Origin of the sequence: Arsukibacterium perlucidum DSM 18276 (genome assembly GCF_000382165.1) — a bacterium.
In the GTDB taxonomy this organism is placed as follows: Bacteria; Pseudomonadota; Gammaproteobacteria; order Enterobacterales; family Alteromonadaceae; genus Alishewanella; species Alishewanella perlucidum.
Window position 1 is genome coordinate 72,795 of record NZ_KB907715.1, and the last position, 19,749, is coordinate 92,543.

Here is a 19,749-nt window from a genome sequence, read left to right on the forward strand (position 1 = left end):
CAGCATGGTTCTAGCTAATCTTTCACCCGCAGTACGCCAGTATTTACTGGTAACAGGCAATTACTGGGCCTTTACCCTGACCGATGGCGCGCTGCGGATGCTGGTGGTGCTGCATTTTTACAGCCTGGGCTATAGCGGCCTGAGCATTGCCATGCTGTTTTTGTTTTATGAGATTTTTGGCGTTATTACCAACCTGGTCGGTGGCTGGCTGGGGGCGCGAATTGGTTTAAACAAAACCATGAACATTGGCTTGTTTTTGCAAATTATCGCTCTGTCGATGCTGCTGTTACCCGCTGAGTATTTGATTGTACCCTGGGTAATGACAGCACAGGCATTATCAGGCATTGCCAAAGATTTAAATAAAATGAGCGCCAAAAGCAGCATTAAAATGCTGGTGTCCAGCGAGGCACAAGGCACCTTGTTTAAATGGGTAGCGCTGCTAACCGGCTCTAAAAACGCGCTTAAGGGCCTGGGCTTCTTTATCGGCGGTTTATTACTGAGTTTATTTGGGTTTCAGCTTGCTATTATGAGTATGGCGGTAATGTTATCGCTGGTCTGGCTGTTGAGTTTAATCAAGTTAAAGCAGGATTTAGGTAAAAGCAGTGCTAAACCTAAGTTCAATGAAATGTTGTCTAAAAGCCGGGCCATCAATATTTTATCGGCGGCCCGCATGTTGTTATTCGGCGCCCGTGATGTCTGGTTTGTTATTGCCCTGCCACTTTTCCTTGCCAGCCAGCTGGGCTGGGACCACTGGACTGTCGGCGGCTTTTTAGCGCTGTGGGTAATAGGCTATGGCGGCGTCCAAAGTATCGCGCCGCTGCTACTGGGTAATAGCAAAATACCTGATGGTAAAACCGTGACCATATGGGCACTGCTGCTATGCGCTATTCCGGGACTGATTGCTATTGCGCTGACAGCCAACTGGCAGGTTGAATTGGCACTACTGGGCGGACTACTGCTGTTTGGCGCGGTGTTTGCGGTTAACTCTTCAGTACACAGCTATTTAATTGTCAGCTATGCCAAAAGCGATGGGGTATCGATGGATGTTGGTTTCTACTATATGGCCAATGCCATGGGCCGGCTATTGGGCACCGTGCTATCGGGCTGGCTTTATCAGAGCGCGGGTTTAATAACTTGCCTGTGGGTATCCAGTGCCATGTTGGTAGTTACGGTGTTCATTTCAAGCACGCTACCAAAAGCGAAACACGCTTAGCACCCTATTTAAGGTAAGTTTTCCGGCAACTCGCACAACTTAAAAAAAACAGCTACAGTAAAATAACCCGATAAATGTGTAGTATCGACTTGAATGCCGGATAAGCCAGATCTTACTCAAACATCCGTTGTTAGCCACCCCAACCAGCTGGACAAGCTGCGAACTAAACGTTTACTGCAAATAACAGTACTCACTTTGTTTGGCCTGGTGTTGGCCGTAGCGGTTGCAGCCGGCAGCACTAAGTGGGTGTTGCTGAGCGGCTGTTTTGCCCTCGCTTTTGCCGCTGTGCTGGCATATCAACGCCGGCTGGTTGCCGCAACCTATATGTTGCTGTGGGCGATGTGCTTAATGCTGTCGGCATTGGCTTTTATTTCCGGAGGTATTCGCGATTTAGCCCTGCTGGGCTATCCCGGCGTGCTGGTATTTGCGGCCATGCTCGGCAACAGCAAGCTGTTCTTTTCACTAATCAGCTTTATGCTGGCTTTCTGTGCTTTGCTGACATACCTGGCAATCAGTGGCATTGTGCCGCCCGTTATACCGACTATCAGTGCCGCGCACTTCGTGTTTATTAGCGCTATTTTACTGGTTACCGGCGGTTGCGTGTATTTATTGTATCGTGACCAGAAACAGCTTATGTGCTCGCTGCAGAGTGAGAACCACCGGGTGAAGCAAAGCCAGGCTCATATTGAGCATTTGGCGTTACACGACCCGCTTACTGCCTTGCCGAACCGGGTTTACTGCCAGCAACATTTTCAACGTCTGTATGGTGAATGTCTGGCTAACGCTCAACGGCTGGCCGTACTATTTCTAGATTTAGATAATTTTAAACCGGTTAATGATTCGCTGGGCCATGCTGCCGGCGATTTACTATTGCAACAACTGGCCCGGCGACTGGAAAATCAGTTGGCTGAAAACGATATTTTATGTCGGTTTGGTGGCGATGAGTTTTTATTGCTGGTACCCGGATTCAGCAGTAACGAGCAGTTGGCAGCCAGAGCAAGCGCCTTGTTGCAGCAAACCACTGCACCGTTTTTTATTATGCAAAATCAGATAGAAATTTCAGGCTCAGTCGGCATTGCTATTGCTCCGGACGATGGCAAGGAGTTCAGTGAAATATGCAAACATGCCGACATGGCTATGTTCCAGGCAAAAGCCGATGGCCGCAATGTTTATCGTTTTTACCATGATGAATTAAACAAGGCCAGTATTGACAAATTTAACCTGTTGCAACTTATGCGCAAGGCATTAAAGAAAAACGAATTCCAGCTATACTTTCAGCCCAAACTGCAACTAAGTGATCAACGGATCATCGGTGCAGAGGCTCTGCTGCGCTGGCCTCAGGCCGATGGCAGCATGATTAGCCCGGATGAGTTTATTCCGCTGGCCGAAAGCAGTGGCCTGATAGTCGAAATTGGCGAATGGGTGTTACAGCAAGCGTGCCTGGCTTGCAGCCGCTGGCATCAGCAAGGGTATGATTTGACCATCGCGGTTAATTTATCATATGTCCAGTTCCGTGATGGCAAACTGGAGCAACAAGTACAACAGGCGCTTACCGCTGCAGCCCTGCCTGCCCGTGCACTGGAAATGGAGTTAACCGAGTCGTTACTTATTGGAGAAGGTGACAATATTGCCAAACAACTGGCGGCTTTACATCAACTGGGGATCCGCTTCTCCATCGATGACTTTGGCACCGGTTACTCTAACCTGGGTTATTTACGCCGGTTTAATGCCAGCCGGCTGAAAATTGATAAATCTTTTATCTTGTCACTTTGCTTATCAGAGCGGGACGAACCGCTGGTGCGGGCTATTATTCAGATGAGTAAAAGCCTCGGCCTTAAAACCGTAGCGGAAGGCATTGAAGACAGCGCAACCGCTGCCCAGCTGGCCCTGCTGGGATGTGATGAGGGGCAGGGGTTTTTCTGGGCCCAAGCATTACCTGAAAGTGACTTTCTGGGCTATGTCAGTGCCGAATTAATGAATGAAGCCAGAAAATCCAAACCTGATTAAGCTCAGTTGCGTATAGTCTGTTTTATTTTGACGCTATAAGTTGCTTATGAACAAAGCTTACTCATCAAAAGGCCTTATTGTTATCACCGGTGCTGGCCAACGGGTCGGCTTATATTGCGCTAGCGCCCTGTTACAGCAGGGCTATCAGCTGCTGGTAAGTTACCGTAAACTGACCGCCGGCATTACGGCGTTGCAACAAGCCGGGGCACATTGTGTCGCTGCCGATTTTACTGAGCTGGAAAGTATGGCCGCCTTTATTAAAGCGCTGGCACCTTACCCTGCTATCCGGGCCATTATTCATAATGCTTCCAGCTGGCAAGCAGATTTGCCGATGCAGCAGGAGTTAACAGCACAATCATTACCGGAGCAGTTGCAGCAGGATGCGCAGGTATTCGATGCAATGCAGCAAATCCATGCCCGGGCGCCTTATCTGCTAAACCGTGCCTTATTGCCTAAGTTGCTGGCCAGCCCCAACGGAGCCGACATTATTCACCTGACCGACTTTGTTGCCAGCGTCGGCAGCAGCAAACATCAGGCCTATGCTGCCTCGAAAGCTGCACTGGAAAATCTGACCTTGTCGCTGGCACGCCAGTTGGCTCCAGACATTAAGGTAAACGCCATAGCACCGGCGCTATTAATGTTTAATGAAAGCGATGACGAGGCCTATCGTAAAAAAGCGCTGGCAAAGTCATTGCTGGCTATTGAACCGGGCCCTGATGAAGTACTGCAAAGCATTTTGTATCTGTTGAACAGCAAGTACATTACCGGCAGGGTGCTTGCCGTCGATGGGGGCCGCCATTTAAAGCTGCCCTGATTAAATAACAAAAAAACGGCCCGCGGGCCGTTTTTTTGTTAACAGCTGCTGTTAGGCTGCAACTTTTTTAACCCAGGCTGCACACCAGCCTTCATTGGCAACCAGTTTGCCAGGGAAAATAGCACAAGGCCGCCATTGCTTGCCATCTTCACCCTGGACCAAATTACAATTGCCGCAAATTTGCCCCTCTACTTCTGATTTATGGGTGTAACGCATAGCCGCTGCAAGCGGGTCATCCAGTTTCAGCTGCTCAGCTGCCAAGGCGCTGAGACTGACACCACCAGTGGTAATACCGATGACTGTTCCGGCCGATATTTTAAAAAACGTGCGACGATTCAAGTTACTCATAAATCACTCTCCTGCATTTGATGATTATTATAATACTGCTTAAAGTAGCCGCCGGTTTTGACGGACATCAACTAATTAGTACAAATAACATTCTAGACTTTAGTATCAGCATAGCCGGTAATGCTTTACCGGCCCGATATTTCTGCCATAGTTGTTTTATTAAAAAGTTGTTTAAGTAATAAGCAGCTTAATGATAGTGCATATTCCGGAGCTACTATGTTGCTTTTGCTAGTTAACCTTGGATTATTGCTGGTCCTGCTTGTTGGCTATTGGTTAAGCAGTGCCAGTATATTAAGTAGTATTGTACTGGTACTGGTGTTGCTGGGCTATTTTGGCTGGCTGCATTATAGCCTGCGACCGGCGGCGACAGCCACCCCTGCACCACCCCAACCCAGGCTTGATATCAGTAAAATTGAGGTATCTACCTCTAAACTGGCTATTGGCTCAGCTGAAGTATCCTTTTTTATTGACAGCCTGAACAGTGAGATTAAACTCAGCGCCCAAAACAGCAGCCAGATTGCCGATAGCAGCAGCGAATTAAGTCATACCAGCAGCCAACTGAATGACAGCCTGCAAACGTTGAATAAGAGCATTCAGCAAACAGCCAGTGCCTGTCAGCAGGCTGATCAGCAACTCGGCAGTAGCGTTATCAGTCTGGAGCAGCTGGCCAGTTCTGTCAGTCACTCTGCAGAAGAACTGGAGCAACTACGTAACTCTGCCGATAATATTCAACGGATCACTGAGGTGATCAATAGCGTCGCCGACCAAACAAACCTGCTGGCACTGAATGCCGCAATTGAGGCCGCCCGGGCCGGAGAGCAGGGCCGTGGCTTTGCTGTAGTAGCTGAAGAAGTGCGGGCGCTGGCCAGCAAAACCTCGGGTGCCACCGCCGATATTGCTAAAATGCTGGCAGAGATTCGCCAGCAAAGCGGCCAGACGGCTGATCAAATGGCCTTATTGGTTAATAAAAGCAGTGAGGTTCAACAACAACTGCAGCAGGTCACTACCGGTTTTACCAGTATCAACAACGAAATTGGCCAGGCAGCTGCAGCCAGTGCCCAACTGGAGCACGCTGGTACCCGCTTAGCACAAACCAGCACTGCGATAACCCAGGCGATCAGTAATGTTAGCGGCGGCCTGAATGCGATAGAACAAAAAGGCAACAGCATTGCCAACCAGGCTATTGATTTATCAACGGAAACTGAAAGCATATACCGGGAGCTCAGTCAGCTGGAGCATCAGAGCTTTTACAGCCCTATTCTGGAGGAAGCCCGGCAGGCTGCTGCAGCAATAGCCGGCTTGCTGCAGCAAGGTATAACCAGTGGCAAATTCACTGAACAACAATTGTTTGGCAAAGACTATCAGCCGATAGCCAATACTAATCCGCAAAAATTTCACACCGCTTACGATAGCTACACTGATCAGGTGTTTCCGCAGGTACAGGAACCTATCTTAGGCCGGCATAACCAGGTATTGTATGCCGGAGCTGTTGATCGTAAAGGTTATTTTCCAACCCACAATAAAAAATTCAGCCAACCGCTCAGCGGTGACTATAGTAAAGACTTACTGGCTAATCGCAGTAAACGCATTTTCGCTGACAGAACCGGTAGCCGCTGTGGCAGCAATACTGAGGAGATGCTATTACAAACTTATAAACGTGACACCGGCGAAATACTGCACGATTTATCAGTACCTATTTATGTCAACGGCAAACACTGGGGTGGCTTCAGAATTGGCTTTAAACGCTGAAGCCCTGCATTTACTTTATTACTGCGGTAGCAACGCTATTCGCAGTAAATAGTTGGTGGCGGTAATATACAGATAGCGGTTGTCTGCAGCCAATGCGACATTTGCTGCCGCTACCCCGGTTTCAATAGTACCAAGATGAACGCCTTCAGCATTAAACACCCATACCCCGCCCGGCCCGGTGGCCAGAATATGGCCCGATGGCAATACTTTTAAGCCATCGGGTAAGCCGCGACTGGTTTTGGTGTAACGGGTGGCATCGAACAACAACTCTGCCGGCCCCAGGCTGCCATCAGCGTTTACCGGATAGCGCCACCACTGTGCAGCGCTTCGCTCTGAATTAGCCACATAAAGCCATTTTTCATCGGGGGAAAACGCCAGGCCATTTGGTCTGTTCAGGTTAGCCGCTACTACACTGACTATGCCATCCGTGGCCAGCCGGTATACCGCATTTACCGACAACTGCTTCTGGCCGGATGCATCGCCACCCCTTAAACCGTAAGGTGGATCAGTAAAATAATAAGCACCTCCACTGTGCTGCACCAGATCATTAGGACTATTAAATAACTTACCCTGATACTGATTTACCAGTGTTTGATACTGTGGCTGGCCGTCATCAATGCCAGTTAGTAGTGCCAGACGTCGATCACCATGCTGGGCCAGCACTAATTGTTGTTGCTGGTTAAAAATAAGACCATTAGCCCCTTGCTGTGGGTTATCATCCGGATGCAGGCCGGTATAACCCGATGGTGCCAGATACACCGTTAACCCAGCCGTGTCGTTCCAGCGGAATACCTGATTAGTGGGCACATCTGAAAATAAAATATCGCCGCTGTCCGGCTCAACAACCGGCCCTTCTGCCCAACTGAAGCCTTCGGCCAGCATTTCCAGCTCAGCATCAGCTGCAATTAAATTCAGCATTGCTGGCTGCAGCACCTTTACCGGTTGCTGCGGCAACTGGCCATAAGATAACGCGCCGGATAACCCCAACACTAAGCCCAAAATTACCCTTACTTGCATCTGAATACCTCCTTTATTTGCAACTCTGGCAACAGCTAAAGTGTTCGAAATGACAAAAGTTAACTATAACTATAGTCCGGGCCATCACGTTGTCAGGCAACCTGAGGTACTTTTATGAGTTATCGTGGTCACTTTACTGTCCGGCAGGACAACCAGGTCATTTTCACCTATGCCGCTGGTGGCTGGGATGTAATCACGGCCCGCGATTATTGCAGCTGCGTTAGAGACACCGTGAAAAAGCTGTACCACGAACCCTGGGCACACATATTATTACTTGATGACTGGATACTCGGCACCCCGGAAGTAGAACCCATCATTCTGGACTTAACACACTGGGCGATGGCGCACAAACTGGTGTGCACAGCTAAGGTGTACCAGGAGAATATGCTGAAGCAGTATCAGCTGGATAAAATGAACCCGGTTTCCAGCCCGACCTATCGCCAGCAAGAGTTCACTGAACAACAAGCAGCACTGGACTGGCTGGCCAGCGAAGGATTTAACGTGGCTAGCAACCAATTTGACTTGAGTAAAGTGTAGTAGACCCCGACGGTGATCATTTACCGTTGGTTGCCGCTTTGCTAGCATGGCATGTCTTTTATCAAGAAGTCCAAGCTATGTCAGACAATGCTATTACAACCTGGTATCTGCACTATCAGGGCGCGCCCCAGGCTTTACCCGGCTGGCCGGCAGACTGCCTGTTAATGGAGGCGACTATCCCCAGCCCGGAGCTAAGCCAGTTTTTATTTACCGCAGTGGGTAATCACTGGCAGTGGTTCAGCCGGCTTAGTTGGGATTATCAGCAATGGCTGAGTTACCTTAGTAAAGAATCGGTTCGTACCTGGGTTTTGTATCAGAGGGGCGCCCCAGCCGGCTTTATTGAACTTAACCAGCACCCGCCTGTTGACGAGTGTGGTCAACACCTCACCCTACCCTCTGCAGACACAGCGGCCAGTGTCGAACTTAAGTTTTTTGGCCTATTGCCTGCCTTTACCGGCCGCGGCCTGGGCCCGAAACTGGCGCAAGCGGCTATTGCCCTGGCCCAACAGTGGTTAGCTACCAACATAACTGGCGGTAGTAACAATACTGATAGCAATAATAAAATCTGGGTTCATACCTGCTCCGCCGATCATCCGGCCGCACTGGCTACCTATCAAAAAGCAGGTTTTGTGATCTACCACCACGAACAGGAAACCGCTGAGATACCGGAAAACTATCCTGAGGCAGCCTTATGCCGCAATTATATCCATTCAAGACTGACCTACTTTAAAAATAAGTAGCTGCCACTAAGTATAGCAATGACTGCGCCAGCCAGTTGCTGGTCCTATCCTTGCATAATCTCTTGTTAACACTTCGTCCTGGATGATCTGGAGCAACAGCAAGCCCGGCAGATGATGCCAGCTGCTAACCGGCTGGATGATATTTAAGCACTAAGCTCAAGCGTTATTCTCAGCAACCTCTGCAGGTAAGTTTTACCGCACGGCTTGTATAAGTTTTACACATTGTCAAATCCGACAACCAAACTGAAATCGACAGGAGATAAACTATGAACGAACCAAAACCCCTTGCGGGTAAAAAAGTCGCTATCTTAGCAACCGACGGCTTTGAACAAAGTGAACTGACCTCACCACGTAATGCCCTAATCAACGCCGGTGCCAAAGTAGATATTGTATCGCAAAAGGCAGGCACTATTACTGGCTGGTCTGGTAAGAATTGGGCTGAAGATGTCACCGTAGATAAAATTCTCGATGATGTTAAAGCGGAGTACTACGACGGTCTGGTGCTTCCTGGCGGTTTAATTAACCCGGATACACTGCGCCAGGATAAGCAGGCAATCAACTTTATTCGGGGCTTTTTCAGCGCCAACGCTAATAAGCCGGTAGCAGCCATTTGTCATGGCCCCTGGTTGCTGGCAGAAGCAGGTGTACTAAAAGGTCGCAGGGTCACGTCGTTTGGCAGTATCAGTACCGATTTGAAGAATGCCGGCGCCGATTGGGTAGACGAGCCGGTGGTGGTAGATAAAGGCCTGGTTACCAGCCGCACCCCGGATGACTTACCGGCTTTTAACAAAAAGCTGCTGGAAGAAGTGCGGGAAGGTCGCCATCATGGTTGATCACTAGTAAATTTTTAATGATTACCAGTTCTTCATAATGCCGCGCACTAATAACATAAGCCAACCCATGGTTTGTGTTATCAGAAACGATAAGTTGTACCACAACAAGCGAACGTTTGAGCAGCGCGGCATAGCTGGCAACTGTTCAGCGTGCTTAAAATGTTGCTTAAGTAAAAACAGCGAGCATTTCCCTCATAACTATACCCGATAGAAAAACCACATCTGTATTAAATGCGCAGTTGTTCTGTTAGTCTTGCCGCAACTTAATTTATGATCAGACATTATGCTCTATATACTCAGCCAAAAAATTCAGAACAGTCGTGTCTTTATGACACTGCTGTTTTGCATTTTTTTATCGTGCTGGGCGCATAATGCATGGAGTGGCAAAAGCTTTTCTCAACTTAGTATTGCTGCAGCCCAAGCAGAGACTGCTGAAAGCCTTTCTCAAGCTGATACTTATAATAGCAATCACACCTCTCAGACCGGACTAAGCCAGTCGGCAAAAGCAGACAGCTGTGACAAAACCTCATGTTTGCTTAAACAAGTCCAACTCGACTTGCCGGATATTTTACCATTTCTGATTATCGTGCTGGTGCTACTTGGCACCACTTACCATGTCCAATTGCCGCTCAAACTCAAACCACAATGGCGCCCGAAAAGGCGCACTCACTCACTGTTTTGTTGCTTCCTGGAATAGATAACGCGGTTTTTCACACCTCGTTTTAATCTTTTTTCAGGAGAAAATTATATGTACAACTTTTATTCGCTCTGGCGTAAGCCATGGCTGCTGTTTGGGCTTTTTTGCGGTTTGCTTTTTACAGCAAATACGCTGGCAAGCCCTCCCAGTTCGGGATGGCTGACATCAGCTGAAGCTCCCCATTTATCAGTTAAATTAACCCTTACCGGCCAGTACGATGCCACCTCAAGGGTGTTGCCGGCAACATTACAAGTGCAGTTAGCAGACGATTGGAAAACCTACTGGCAGGCCCCGGGGGAAGGAGGGGTTGCGCCGTCGTTACAGTGGTCTGAATCGCAAAGTATTACGAACCTGGATTGGTTCTGGCCTGCACCGTATCGATATATGGTACAAGGTTTTGCAACCCAGGGTTATCAAAAAAACGTGACTTTTCCGCTGCAGCTGCAACTTGCCTCCGGTGCAACCAGCGGAATATTGCAAGGTGTGCTGACGATGCCCAGTTGCACCACGGTATGTTTGTTAACAGACTTTGCTTTAGATTTACCCTTTGATTTATCCACCTTACAAGCCGATGAAGAGCAGGTGTTTCTGTTTAGCCAGGCAATGAGTAAAGTACCGAAAGCCCTTGCTGGCGTGCAGATACAGCAGGCTGGGTTAACCGCTAATCCCGGGCAAATCCTCATTAAGATGACACGAGAGCATACCTGGATAACGCCTGAGATTTTTATTCACAGCAACGACGATGCGTTGGCGGATGTAGTGTACCAGGTTGCAGTGCCCAAAGTGTCCGGAGCAGATCTCAGTGTCATGGTCACCGCCAGTCACTGGCTCGATTTACCTACTCTGGCGGGAAAAACGCTCACTATCACCATTACCGATCAGGATTTTGCTGCGGCATACCCGGTAACCTTAACAGCATCAACTTTAGCGACTACAGACAGTGCTCCATCGCTTTTGTTAATTTTACTGTTGGCTCTGGCCGGCGGCCTGATCCTGAACATTATGCCCTGTGTGCTGCCGGTAATCGGCATTAAATTACAAGGTCTGCTGCTTAGTAAGCCGCAACAGACCAGCACAATCAGAAAACAATTCCTGGCTTCAGCACTGGGCATAGTGGCATCATTCTGGCTGTTGGCCATCGTACTTAGCCTGCTGAAATGGTCAGGTGAAAGTATTGGCTGGGGTATTCAGTTTCAGAACCCTTACTTTATTGGTGTGATGATCCTGGTGACCTGGCTGTTTACCCTGAATCTGGCTGGCGCCTTCGAATTACGTTTACCGGGCTCTTTGGGCACCTGGGCCGCAACCAAAGGTAACAACAGCTATGCCGGCCACTTCTTGCAAGGCATGCTGGCAACGGTATTGGCAACACCTTGTACCGCACCGTTTCTTGGCACCGCAGTGGCGTTTGCCCTGTCGGCGGATATCGCCACCATTTTGTTGATCTTTACCGCCCTGGGTATCGGTATGGCATTGCCCTGGTTACTGCTGGCCGCTTTACCTCAGCTGTCTGGCTGGTTGCCCAAACCAGGCCGCTGGCTCTGCTGGGTTAAGCCAATATTTGCAAACATGATGTTTGCCACCAGTATCTGGTTACTGAGTTTACTAACGCCTTTTATTGGCAAGGTAGCTTTTGGCTTGCTGTTAAGCGCTTTACTGTTGCTCACCCTGTTAGTAATGGCCAGAACTTTTGGTCTTAAGATCATGCTGTATCTTTCCAGTGCACTGGTATTACTTGGCGCAGCCCTCGGCGCTGTATTGCTGCTTACTGCAGCAAGCTGGCAACAGGTATTGCCTGCCGATCACAGCTGGCAAACACTGTCTGAGCAACACATTCAAACCGCTGTTGAGGCCGGTAACCTGGTATTTGTTGATGTTACTGCTGATTGGTGCATTACCTGTAAGGCCAACAAGATAGGAGTCATGCTGCAACAACCGGTATTTGACGCCCTGGCAGCACCCGATGTGCTGCGGCTGCGCGGTGACTGGACATTACGAAACCCGGCTGTCAGCCAGTATTTACAAAGCAACAATACCTTTGGCGTACCCTTTAACAAAGTATATGGTCCTGCTGCCCCTGCAGGTATTGCCCTACCCACCCTGTTAACGACTGACGCTGTATTACAAGCTATGGAGCAAGCACGTGACCACACCAACTAATCAGGCTAACCCATCGCACCGCCGTGCAGTTAAGCCATTACTTTACCTGATACTGATGTTCACGCTGGTACTGGCCCTTGACTGGTATCGAAACCAACAGGTGCCAGAGCGCTTACCTGAATATCAGCAACTTATTGACCTGTACGGGCAAGAACATAACTTGGAGGCCCTTAGTCAACAAGGCCCGCTGCTGGTGTATTTCTGGGCGACCTGGTGCCCGATTTGTCAACTTACCTCGCCGATAATTGACAATTTTAATGCTGATTATCCGGTGGTCAGTATCGCCCTGCGCTCCGGCGATAACCAGAAATTGCAGCAATATATGACAGCTAAAGGCTACAGCTTTCCGGTAATCAACGATCAGGACGGTCAGCTGACCGCGCAGTGGCAAGTGGGGGCAACGCCAACCATAGCTGTGGTCGAAAATGGCCAGATTGTCTCGGTAACCTCAGGCGTTACAACTTCATGGGGTTTACACGCCCGTCTTTGGTTTTATCAGTATTTTAACTAACAGAAGGTAGTATCTATGAAAACTTTTTTTCTGACTCTTTGCATCTCGGCCGCTTTACTACTTAGTGCCATGGCGCCGCTGCAGGCCCAAAACCTGACCATGCAACAACAACGGGAACTCAGTGAAATTAACACTATGTTAAATAGCAATCCTGAAGTAATCAGCAGTATGCATCAGGGGCTGAACAATTATCTGGCGCAGCTAACCAAACAAGAAGCTCTTCTAAGCGAAAATCAAGACTGGCTTTTTAATAATCCCGTACATCCCACTCTCGGTGAGCAGGACGCTACCCATAAGATTATCGTCTTTACAGATTATGACTGTCCTTACTGTAAACGGCTGGAACCGGAACTTGAAAAACTGATAACGAAGCATCCGTCAGTACAGGTAATCAATATTCTGGTGCCGTTACGTCAGCAACAACCGCCGGGGGCCCGGACAAGTTCGGCACTGCTGGCGCTGGATTTATGGCGCAGCAACAAAGCGCAATTTGACAAGGCGCACCCGCTGCTCATGAAAAAGTCGGGCCTGCATACTGCCGCCTCGTTACAACAAATTGCTGAGTTAACCGCCAGCACTGATTTTTTATCAGCCTCAGTTCAAAGCAAACAGATTATTGAGCGTAACCTGGCTGTTTTCACTGGTCTTGGTTTACGAGGTACTCCGGCAATTATGATTGGTGAACAAGTAATTCCAGGCTTTGTTACGCTACCTACTTTATTAGAGGTAACAGAAAAAGAGTTTGCATTGAGATAAAAGGTAAGCTGCTGGCGTGGAAGCGCCAGCCTATTTCCGCTTGCTGTAATTTGTTTCTTTTGTCGCTATATTGTCTACTAATGTCGACTAAACTAATTAGTAAACATAAAGTCCTGGCGAAGAAATGGAATTTATCAACGAATTAATCAATGGCGATTTTATGCCCCACGGCCATTGTCTGCTTTGGCGTACCGACTTACTGATCCTGCATGTTGGTGGTGACATGCTGACATTTATCGCCTACATGCTTATTCCCATTGCGCTGGTCCGGCTGGTGCGGGCAAGAGATGACATGCGCTTTGACTGGATGTTTTTAATGTTCGCCGGTTTTATTTTTTTCTGCGGTGCTACTCATTTACTTGGCCTGATTAATGTGTGGCATGGCTATTATTTTATTCACGGTATTATTAAATCGGCCACCGGGTTAATCTCTATTGCCACCGCCATTTTACTCTGGTATCTGCTGCCTCAGGCAATTAGCATCCCCAGCAAACGCAATATGCAAGCTAAAATTACCGAACTTACACTGGCCGAGCAACAACTGGCACAATCAAATCTGCGGCTGGAAGCCGAGGTAAGAAAACGCACTGCACAACTGGAAAAAATGGCTACTACGGATGAGCTGACCAACCTGATTAATCGGCGCGAAACAATGCGGGTACTCGATATAGAAATTTCCAGGGCTGCACGCCAGCAAACTGCATTAAGCATAATGATGCTGGATCTGGATAACTTTAAAGCCATTAATGATAATTTCGGCCACCAAACTGGTGATCAAGCCCTCAGAACGGCTGCAAATTGCTGCACAGATCAGCTTAGAAAAGCAGATTATGTTGGCCGAATTGGCGGCGAAGAGTTCCTGATTATTTTACCCGACACTGCAATCGACAGTGCTACTGAACTGGCGGACCGCATCCGGATATCACTGGAGCAATATACCACAGCAAACAGCAGTATACCGGCATGCACCGCCAGCATAGGCGTGGCACAATATCGGAAAACCGATACCGCGGCCAGCCTGATCCAACAGGCAGATGAGGCACTGTACCGGGCAAAAGCGGCAGGGCGTAACAGAGTATGTAAGGCACCAACCTGAGCTACTATCGGAAATCAGTCATGCGCATGATGTTTTTTATATTAATCTTGTCCTGCCAGGCTTTGGCAGAGCCGAAAACCCTAAAGGTGGCAGTCAATATTGGTCCGCCCTGGGCGTTTTATCAGGAAGGGACCGGTGTAACAGGCATAGATGTTGAAATTATCCGCCATATTTTAACTTCGCTGGGTTATGAAACCGAATTTCATCTGCTTGGCTATAGCCGGCTGATCAAAGAGTTCAATGAGGGTAAGTATGACGTGGCCAGCCCCGCAGCCTTCGCCGCTGAAAATGGCCATTTAACCCAACGCTATCTGCCGTTTCATGATGTCGCAGTATCTTTGAAAAAACACAAACATCGCATTGATACCATTGCAGATTTAAAAGGTAAAAATGTCATAGCCTATCAATTTGCCCGTTCAGTACTGGGTGACGAATTTGCCGGGGCGGTAACTGATGCCAATTATTTAGAGGTAGCTGAACGCGAGTTACAATTAACACTTTTGGTAAACGACAGAACCGATCTGGTGATTGATGAGCGACGATTATTAAGCTATATCATGCAACAACACTACCCCAACCAAAAACTGGCTATTCATCCGATATTTGCCAACAAATCTTATGGTGCAATTATTAAAGATAAATACTTGCAGCAACAGTTTGATAAGGAACTGCTTAACATTCAGGCTAACGGCGTTTACCAGAAAATACTCAGCAAATGGCCTTAAGTTAAGTGTTACGGGCAATACTACACCAGCTGCCAACGCTTATTTATGACATCGAATGCAGGCCAATTAAATTACCCTCAGTGTCCCGCACCACAGTACAAAAACCATGTTCACCAATCGGCATTTTTGGCTGATGAATGCTGCCGCCATTGGCCACGGCGCGCTCAGCCTGCACTGTGCAATCCTCGCAGCCAAAATACACTAGCGTACCACCGCCGCCGGGCTTGTAACCGTCCATTTTAACTAAGGCACCGCCAGCACCGTAGAAACTCATGCCGTTTTCTTTATCCATCGGAAAAAACCACATCTCCATCTCAACTTCCGGCGTGGGTGATGGCATCTGTTCAAGCTGGATATCAAACACCACCTGATAAAAGGCTTTGGCGCGTGCCATATCGTCTACGTAAATTTCAAAATGCACTACCGGGTTAAATTTCATCGTATTGCTCCCTAATCTATTACCTTGCAGTTACTAATCCTTTGTCACAGCTAAATGCTGCTGCAAAGATAGCAGTGATTGATTCACGTTACATAGTCGGATGGAGATTAAGAAGATCGACAAGCATCCCGCAAAATTCTGCTGGCATTGGATTGCACTATTGTTTGATTAGAACGTTAGAGGTGATAAGCGGTTGTCACGCAGCAAGGACATAACTTGGGATTATTTGTAACTTACTGAAAGTATTGGTGCCTAGGGCCGGACTCGAACCGGCACGTTATTTCTAACGGTGGATTTTGAACAGAACGCGTCTATATTGGTCGCACAAAGTATAGCGCTTGAGCTATGCTAAAAGACACTTTGCAAAATCTTTGCAAAACACTCTGTGGACTATATTGATGACGACCCAGCTGGAAAGACACGACGTTTCGAAGGGATTATACGTATTCCTACAGAACAATAGCAAGCGCTGGTACTGCCGCTTTAGCCTCAATGGGAAGTGGTTGTGCAAAAGCACTGGAGAAGAAGACAAAGACCGAGCTATCGCCATGGCCCACCGAATTCTAATAGAATATGAGGTGAGAGCCAAGACCAATACCCTAACCACCACCAAGCGTTTCCGCGACGTTGCCGAAAAAGCCATTACCACCATGAAAATGGATAAGAAGCGTGGAGCCGGTAAAGCAATATACGATGACTACATTGGCTGCCTGCAGAAATACCACATACCATTTTTCGACCGAACCTATATAACCTCCATCGATGCTGAAAAACTGTATGAGTTCGACATATGGCGAGCTAAGAAGCTAAAACGAAACCCTGCAAAATCTACCCTGATGACCCATAACGCTGCAATGCAGCTGGTGTTTAAAGAGGCCGTACGCAATAAATGGATGCTTCCTGCCCAAGTACCAGTGCTAAACACAGATAGCGGCAAAACAACCGTAAGGCGCGCATCATTCACCCCGGAAGAATACGAAAAAATCCAAGACCACCTATTCCATTTAGAGGGAAATAGTCGTAAAGAAGTGACGAGGCAAATACGTGAACTGACGCAGGACTATGCGGAGTTTGTTATTAATACGGGTATGCGCCCTGGGTCTGAGTTAGACAACCTGACATGGGGTGATTTACATATCGAGCGTAGTGATGACAAAGCCACCTTTTTTATTAGTGTTCGCAAAGGCAAAACAACACTCCATACAGGAACACGCGAAGTAGTCTGCAAAAGAGCCTTACAAAATACGATTCTGCGAATGACTGATCGCTTTCCTAACCGTCAATCTACTGACCTGCTCTTTCGCTTGCCTAATGGTTCAACAACCAACGAAATAGGCCGGACATTCAACGCGGCACTGAAAGACATCGGCTTAGACGAATCACCATACGGTAAAAGAACTCTTTATTCTCTCCGACATTCATTCATCACCTGGGAACTAGTATCCCAAAAAGTGACAATAGACGTTCTGGCGCGTCAATGTGGAACCAGTATTGAGATGATTGAGCGCCACTACAGCCATGTAATACCAAGGATGTTTAGCCAACAGCTATCAGGTGTCGATTTGCCTAAGAAAGAAGAGATTGAGCGTAAATGGAAATACGATGAAAAAATTAGCAAATTGTGGGAAAAACGGTTTACTCTGTGGGAAAACAATTACAAGAGTCGCGGGACAATTTAAGTAATTGCCCTGCACAAATACGAAACCTTATTAAGGTTAAAACCTATTAGGGAAATAAGATCTTGTTTGGAATTACGAATGGAACAATTGACAGAATCTCCTTTTGAGTCGCTAGACGATATAGAAGATATTATACATAAATCTGCAAGTGGTCAGGCAGTCAGGCTGTCATCAGAAAGCATATCAAAAATTCACGGCGCATTAAGAGATGCTGCAAGATTGCAAGCCCTTGTAACTTTGGCCAGAAACTCAGAAGATAAGGTCCTTTTACTTCAAAATTCATCGAACACAGATTCAGTACTAAGTGAGTTATGTGCTTATGCGCCAGGTTTAACATCTGTTCGATTAAATAAATCAGTCAATATAAATAATAAAATAATCTCAAGACGAGAAGCACTTATACATGCGCGAGATAAGATAATAGCTTCTGACAATCAACAATATGACAAAATTGTCCGTGGACGAACAATAGACCTTTGCTGCATCAGTGGAGCTGAACGCCAGTATTTATCTCCCCTTTTTGAAAATAAAAATAGCCAAGCAGTTAGAAATAGCTCACTCATGAAGAAAACCATGGTGGCTATATTTAAACAAATTAACAATTGGGAGTTTAACAATTTAGAAGCAGATCTCATTGACGCTTTCGGAATTTTCGGTTGTGAGTTGTTTAAAAATACTCAAGAGCATGCCCTTAGAGATCAAAATGGAAAATCTTACATTGCGCATGTGGAAGGTATGATCGCATCGTGGAAAGATCTACCAAGTGAAAAGTATGAAAGCGACTTTTTAGGACATTCCAGACTCGCAAAGTATTGGAGTGATAATCTAACTATTGCAGCTGATAGTACCAAGAGGACACTTCGTTGCATGGAGGTTAGTTTTTTCGACACAGGCCCGGGATTAGTAGGGAGAGCATTTGGTAAAAGTATCGATCCAAATTCTGAAAAAGAGGCATTGATACAGTGTATTGGAATGAATTTCTCGACTAAGCCTGAGAGTGGGGCCGGTAATGGCTATCCAACTATTTTGAATCAGCTCAGCAAAGTCGGGGGTTTAATAAGGATTCGCTCTGGTAACCAGTGTCTATTTAACTGCTTTGATCGTGAAAAACACGGTTATTGGGAGAATCAAAATTCATCAGAAGCAAAGCAAGAACAAACAAAGTATCTTATGAACTTTGATAGTTGGACAGATAAAAAGCTCTCTTCTGCTTGCGGAACTGTCGTTTCAATTTTAATACCATTAAGGAAAGATAGTGGACAGCATATTTTACTTTAATGCAAAAAAGGATTGTAGCGGCCATCGATATGATGTTCTTTGCGCATATTTGGGAGATAAAGGCTGGCAAGATTCTACTAGTTTTTATGCCGCTTTAGAGAAAGCTTTAAAAAGTAGTGACACTCTTCCGGATTGCATTGTAGTCTATGTTCCAACTGTCAGATTGCGTGATTGCTTCCTGTACTGGGAAAATAAAGAACTACATAATAGCTTTACCAATCGGTTGTCCAAAAAAAATGTATGCTACACTAAGTCATTATTTTTCGTTGAGTTAGCAGGCGAAAAATTCAACGTTCATCCTAGACACACGATAAAAAATACTTCACTTGAAATAAATGATTATGACGCTAAAAGATTTTATTCTTTTGGGTTAAGTAAACTAGCTGACGAATCCCCACGAATGGCATAGATAAAACAAATAGTTAAGGGCGAAGGGAACATTCATGGCAGTTCCCGATCTGATCTTTCGCCAAAAACACCTAACCATGAATGCTGCCATGAATGTAAAAACAATGCTCGCCGATTTTCTCTCATTTGTCACCCCTAAAAGTATGCATAAAGCCAGACTTTCTGCGCTAAGTGCTGCTGCACAAAGCCTGATGAAAAAAGGCTGCTGCACGGTTACCGCTATTGGCCGTGAATATGAGAACCAAAATAATGAGAAGCACGGCATTAAACGTGCTGATCGCCTGCTTAGCAATACGGCACTCCAGGCTGAAACACCGCTAATTTACGGTGCAATGACCCGCTTACTGCGCCAGGGCAAACAGCCCCTCATTCTGGTGGATTGGAGCAATGCTGATAAAGCCAAACGCCATCATATCCTGCGCGCCAGTCTGGCATTAGAAGGCCGGCCATTGACGCTGCATCAAATGGTGGTACCAATGGACGAGTACACTTGCCCACACGTACACAAGACATTCTTAAACAGACTAAAGCAGGTATTACCGGCAGATTTTAAACCGGTGATTATTACCGATGCAGGCTTCAAAGTGCCGTGGTTAAAGCAAATACGTAAACTCGGCTGGCACTACATCGCCAGAGTTCGTGGCAACCAGACACTGCAACTGTCCGGGCAGGAAGCCTTTATCACGGTGACGAAAGTATACAAAAAGGCCCGTACCTCACCCCAGTTGCTGGGGGACATTAA

At 47.1% G+C, this 19,749-nt stretch carries 20 protein-coding genes; 17 read left to right on the forward strand and 3 right to left on the reverse strand.

Going from position 1 to position 19,749, the window contains the following annotated elements; all coding sequences use genetic code 11:
- Positions 1–4: 4 nt before the first annotated feature.
- The 3 genes from arsJ (at position 5) to folM (ending at position 4,034) form a co-directional block, all read left to right on the forward strand.
- Complete coding sequence (gene arsJ, locus H141_RS0112115) at positions 5–1,213, forward strand: organoarsenical effux MFS transporter ArsJ (protein ID WP_019676540.1); 1,209 nt, start codon at positions 5–7, stop codon at positions 1,211–1,213.
- A gap of 93 nt (positions 1,214–1,306) precedes the next feature.
- Positions 1,307–3,220, forward strand: coding sequence for a putative bifunctional diguanylate cyclase/phosphodiesterase (locus H141_RS0112120; RefSeq protein WP_019676541.1), 1,914 nt, complete (start codon positions 1,307–1,309; stop codon positions 3,218–3,220).
- 46 nt (positions 3,221–3,266) lie between these two features.
- Complete coding sequence (folM, locus tag H141_RS0112125; protein WP_019676542.1) at positions 3,267–4,034, forward strand: dihydromonapterin reductase; 768 nt, start codon at positions 3,267–3,269, stop codon at positions 4,032–4,034.
- 51 nt (positions 4,035–4,085) lie between these two features.
- Here the strand turns inward: folM and H141_RS0112130 are convergent, their stop codons facing one another.
- Positions 4,086–4,382 (reverse strand): high-potential iron-sulfur protein, encoded by a 297-nt coding sequence (locus tag H141_RS0112130; RefSeq protein WP_019676543.1) that lies wholly within the window; start codon positions 4,380–4,382, stop codon positions 4,086–4,088.
- 216 nt (positions 4,383–4,598) lie between these two features.
- Between H141_RS0112130 and H141_RS0112135 the strand changes: the two genes are divergently transcribed.
- Positions 4,599–6,131, forward strand: a complete 1,533-nt coding sequence (locus tag H141_RS0112135) for a methyl-accepting chemotaxis protein (RefSeq protein WP_026349417.1) — start codon at positions 4,599–4,601, stop codon at positions 6,129–6,131.
- An 18-nt stretch (positions 6,132–6,149) separates the two neighbouring features.
- Here H141_RS0112135 and H141_RS0112140 read toward each other — a convergent pair whose 3' ends face one another.
- Positions 6,150–7,148 (reverse strand): SMP-30/gluconolactonase/LRE family protein, encoded by a 999-nt coding sequence (locus H141_RS0112140; RefSeq protein ID WP_019676545.1) that lies wholly within the window; start codon positions 7,146–7,148, stop codon positions 6,150–6,152.
- A 114-nt stretch (positions 7,149–7,262) separates the two neighbouring features.
- Here H141_RS0112140 and H141_RS0112145 point away from each other — a divergent pair, with 114 nt between their 5' ends.
- From H141_RS0112145 to H141_RS0112185, 9 genes are all read left to right on the forward strand, one after another.
- On the forward strand, positions 7,263–7,685 hold the full coding sequence (locus H141_RS0112145) for a hypothetical protein (protein ID WP_019676546.1): 423 nt from the start codon (positions 7,263–7,265) through the stop codon (positions 7,683–7,685).
- 77 nt (positions 7,686–7,762) lie between these two features.
- Positions 7,763–8,425: a GNAT family N-acetyltransferase gene (locus H141_RS0112150; protein WP_019676547.1), complete on the forward strand. Its 663-nt coding sequence runs from the start codon at positions 7,763–7,765 to the stop codon at positions 8,423–8,425.
- Positions 8,426–8,691: 266 nt separating this feature from the next.
- Entirely contained in the window at positions 8,692–9,258 is a 567-nt protein-coding gene (locus tag H141_RS0112155) for a type 1 glutamine amidotransferase domain-containing protein (protein ID WP_019676548.1), read from the forward strand.
- Positions 9,259–9,541: 283 nt separating this feature from the next.
- On the forward strand, positions 9,542–9,955 hold the full coding sequence (locus tag H141_RS0112160) for a hypothetical protein (protein ID WP_205620384.1): 414 nt from the start codon (positions 9,542–9,544) through the stop codon (positions 9,953–9,955).
- 51 nt (positions 9,956–10,006) lie between these two features.
- Positions 10,007–12,115, forward strand: a complete 2,109-nt coding sequence (locus tag H141_RS0112165; protein WP_019676550.1) for a protein-disulfide reductase DsbD family protein — start codon at positions 10,007–10,009, stop codon at positions 12,113–12,115.
- Positions 12,099–12,626, forward strand: a complete 528-nt coding sequence (locus H141_RS0112170) for a protein disulfide oxidoreductase (RefSeq protein WP_019676551.1) — start codon at positions 12,099–12,101, stop codon at positions 12,624–12,626. Before H141_RS0112165 ends, H141_RS0112170 begins: the two co-directional genes overlap by 17 nt.
- Before the next feature lie 15 nt (positions 12,627–12,641).
- Positions 12,642–13,382 (forward strand): thioredoxin domain-containing protein, encoded by a 741-nt coding sequence (locus H141_RS0112175; RefSeq protein WP_019676552.1) that lies wholly within the window; start codon positions 12,642–12,644, stop codon positions 13,380–13,382.
- Positions 13,383–13,506: 124 nt separating this feature from the next.
- Positions 13,507–14,478, forward strand: a complete 972-nt coding sequence (locus H141_RS0112180) for a GGDEF domain-containing protein (protein WP_019676553.1) — start codon at positions 13,507–13,509, stop codon at positions 14,476–14,478.
- A gap of 20 nt (positions 14,479–14,498) precedes the next feature.
- Entirely contained in the window at positions 14,499–15,203 is a 705-nt protein-coding gene (locus tag H141_RS0112185; RefSeq protein WP_019676554.1) for a substrate-binding periplasmic protein, read from the forward strand.
- Between the two features lie 43 nt (positions 15,204–15,246).
- Here H141_RS0112185 and H141_RS0112190 read toward each other — a convergent pair whose 3' ends face one another.
- Positions 15,247–15,642: a VOC family protein gene (locus H141_RS0112190; protein ID WP_019676555.1), complete on the reverse strand. Its 396-nt coding sequence runs from the start codon at positions 15,640–15,642 to the stop codon at positions 15,247–15,249.
- A gap of 398 nt (positions 15,643–16,040) precedes the next feature.
- Between H141_RS0112190 and H141_RS0112195 the strand changes: the two genes are divergently transcribed.
- The 4 genes from H141_RS0112195 to H141_RS0112210 form a co-directional block, all read left to right on the forward strand.
- Positions 16,041–17,321: a tyrosine-type recombinase/integrase gene (locus H141_RS0112195; RefSeq protein ID WP_019676556.1), complete on the forward strand. Its 1,281-nt coding sequence runs from the start codon at positions 16,041–16,043 to the stop codon at positions 17,319–17,321.
- 78 nt (positions 17,322–17,399) lie between these two features.
- Positions 17,400–18,599: a hypothetical protein gene (locus H141_RS0112200; protein WP_019676557.1), complete on the forward strand. Its 1,200-nt coding sequence runs from the start codon at positions 17,400–17,402 to the stop codon at positions 18,597–18,599.
- Positions 18,577–19,008 carry a hypothetical protein gene (locus tag H141_RS21455; RefSeq protein WP_157610887.1) on the forward strand — a complete coding sequence of 144 codons (432 nt, stop codon included), beginning with the start codon at positions 18,577–18,579 and terminating at the stop codon, positions 19,006–19,008. Before H141_RS0112200 ends, H141_RS21455 begins: the two co-directional genes overlap by 23 nt.
- Positions 19,009–19,096: 88 nt before the next feature.
- Positions 19,097–19,749: IS4 family transposase (locus H141_RS0112210; RefSeq protein WP_026349418.1), on the forward strand; the 653-nt coding region annotated here is incomplete at its 3' end.

What these genes read in the sequence shown, in the direction of transcription:
- arsJ (WP_019676540.1), top strand. Translation starts at nt 5, where the DNA reads ATGGTTCTAGCTAATCTTTCACCCGCAGTACGCCAGTATTTACTGGTA.
- H141_RS0112120 (WP_019676541.1), top strand. Translation starts at nt 1,307, where the DNA reads ATGCCGGATAAGCCAGATCTTACTCAAACATCCGTTGTTAGCCACCCC.
- folM (WP_019676542.1), top strand. Translation starts at nt 3,267, where the DNA reads ATGAACAAAGCTTACTCATCAAAAGGCCTTATTGTTATCACCGGTGCT.
- H141_RS0112130 (WP_019676543.1), bottom strand. Translation starts at nt 4,382, where the DNA reads ATGAGTAACTTGAATCGTCGCACGTTTTTTAAAATATCGGCCGGAACA.
- H141_RS0112135 (WP_026349417.1), top strand. Translation starts at nt 4,599, where the DNA reads ATGTTGCTTTTGCTAGTTAACCTTGGATTATTGCTGGTCCTGCTTGTT.
- H141_RS0112140 (WP_019676545.1), bottom strand. Translation starts at nt 7,148, where the DNA reads ATGCAAGTAAGGGTAATTTTGGGCTTAGTGTTGGGGTTATCCGGCGCG.
- H141_RS0112145 (WP_019676546.1), top strand. Translation starts at nt 7,263, where the DNA reads ATGAGTTATCGTGGTCACTTTACTGTCCGGCAGGACAACCAGGTCATT.
- H141_RS0112150 (WP_019676547.1), top strand. Translation starts at nt 7,763, where the DNA reads ATGTCAGACAATGCTATTACAACCTGGTATCTGCACTATCAGGGCGCG.
- H141_RS0112155 (WP_019676548.1), top strand. Translation starts at nt 8,692, where the DNA reads ATGAACGAACCAAAACCCCTTGCGGGTAAAAAAGTCGCTATCTTAGCA.
- H141_RS0112160 (WP_205620384.1), top strand. Translation starts at nt 9,542, where the DNA reads ATGCTCTATATACTCAGCCAAAAAATTCAGAACAGTCGTGTCTTTATG.
- H141_RS0112165 (WP_019676550.1), top strand. Translation starts at nt 10,007, where the DNA reads ATGTACAACTTTTATTCGCTCTGGCGTAAGCCATGGCTGCTGTTTGGG.
- H141_RS0112175 (WP_019676552.1), top strand. Translation starts at nt 12,642, where the DNA reads ATGAAAACTTTTTTTCTGACTCTTTGCATCTCGGCCGCTTTACTACTT.
- H141_RS0112180 (WP_019676553.1), top strand. Translation starts at nt 13,507, where the DNA reads ATGGAATTTATCAACGAATTAATCAATGGCGATTTTATGCCCCACGGC.
- H141_RS0112185 (WP_019676554.1), top strand. Translation starts at nt 14,499, where the DNA reads ATGCGCATGATGTTTTTTATATTAATCTTGTCCTGCCAGGCTTTGGCA.
- H141_RS0112190 (WP_019676555.1), bottom strand. Translation starts at nt 15,642, where the DNA reads ATGAAATTTAACCCGGTAGTGCATTTTGAAATTTACGTAGACGATATG.
- H141_RS0112195 (WP_019676556.1), top strand. Translation starts at nt 16,041, where the DNA reads ATGACGACCCAGCTGGAAAGACACGACGTTTCGAAGGGATTATACGTA.
- H141_RS0112200 (WP_019676557.1), top strand. Translation starts at nt 17,400, where the DNA reads ATGGAACAATTGACAGAATCTCCTTTTGAGTCGCTAGACGATATAGAA.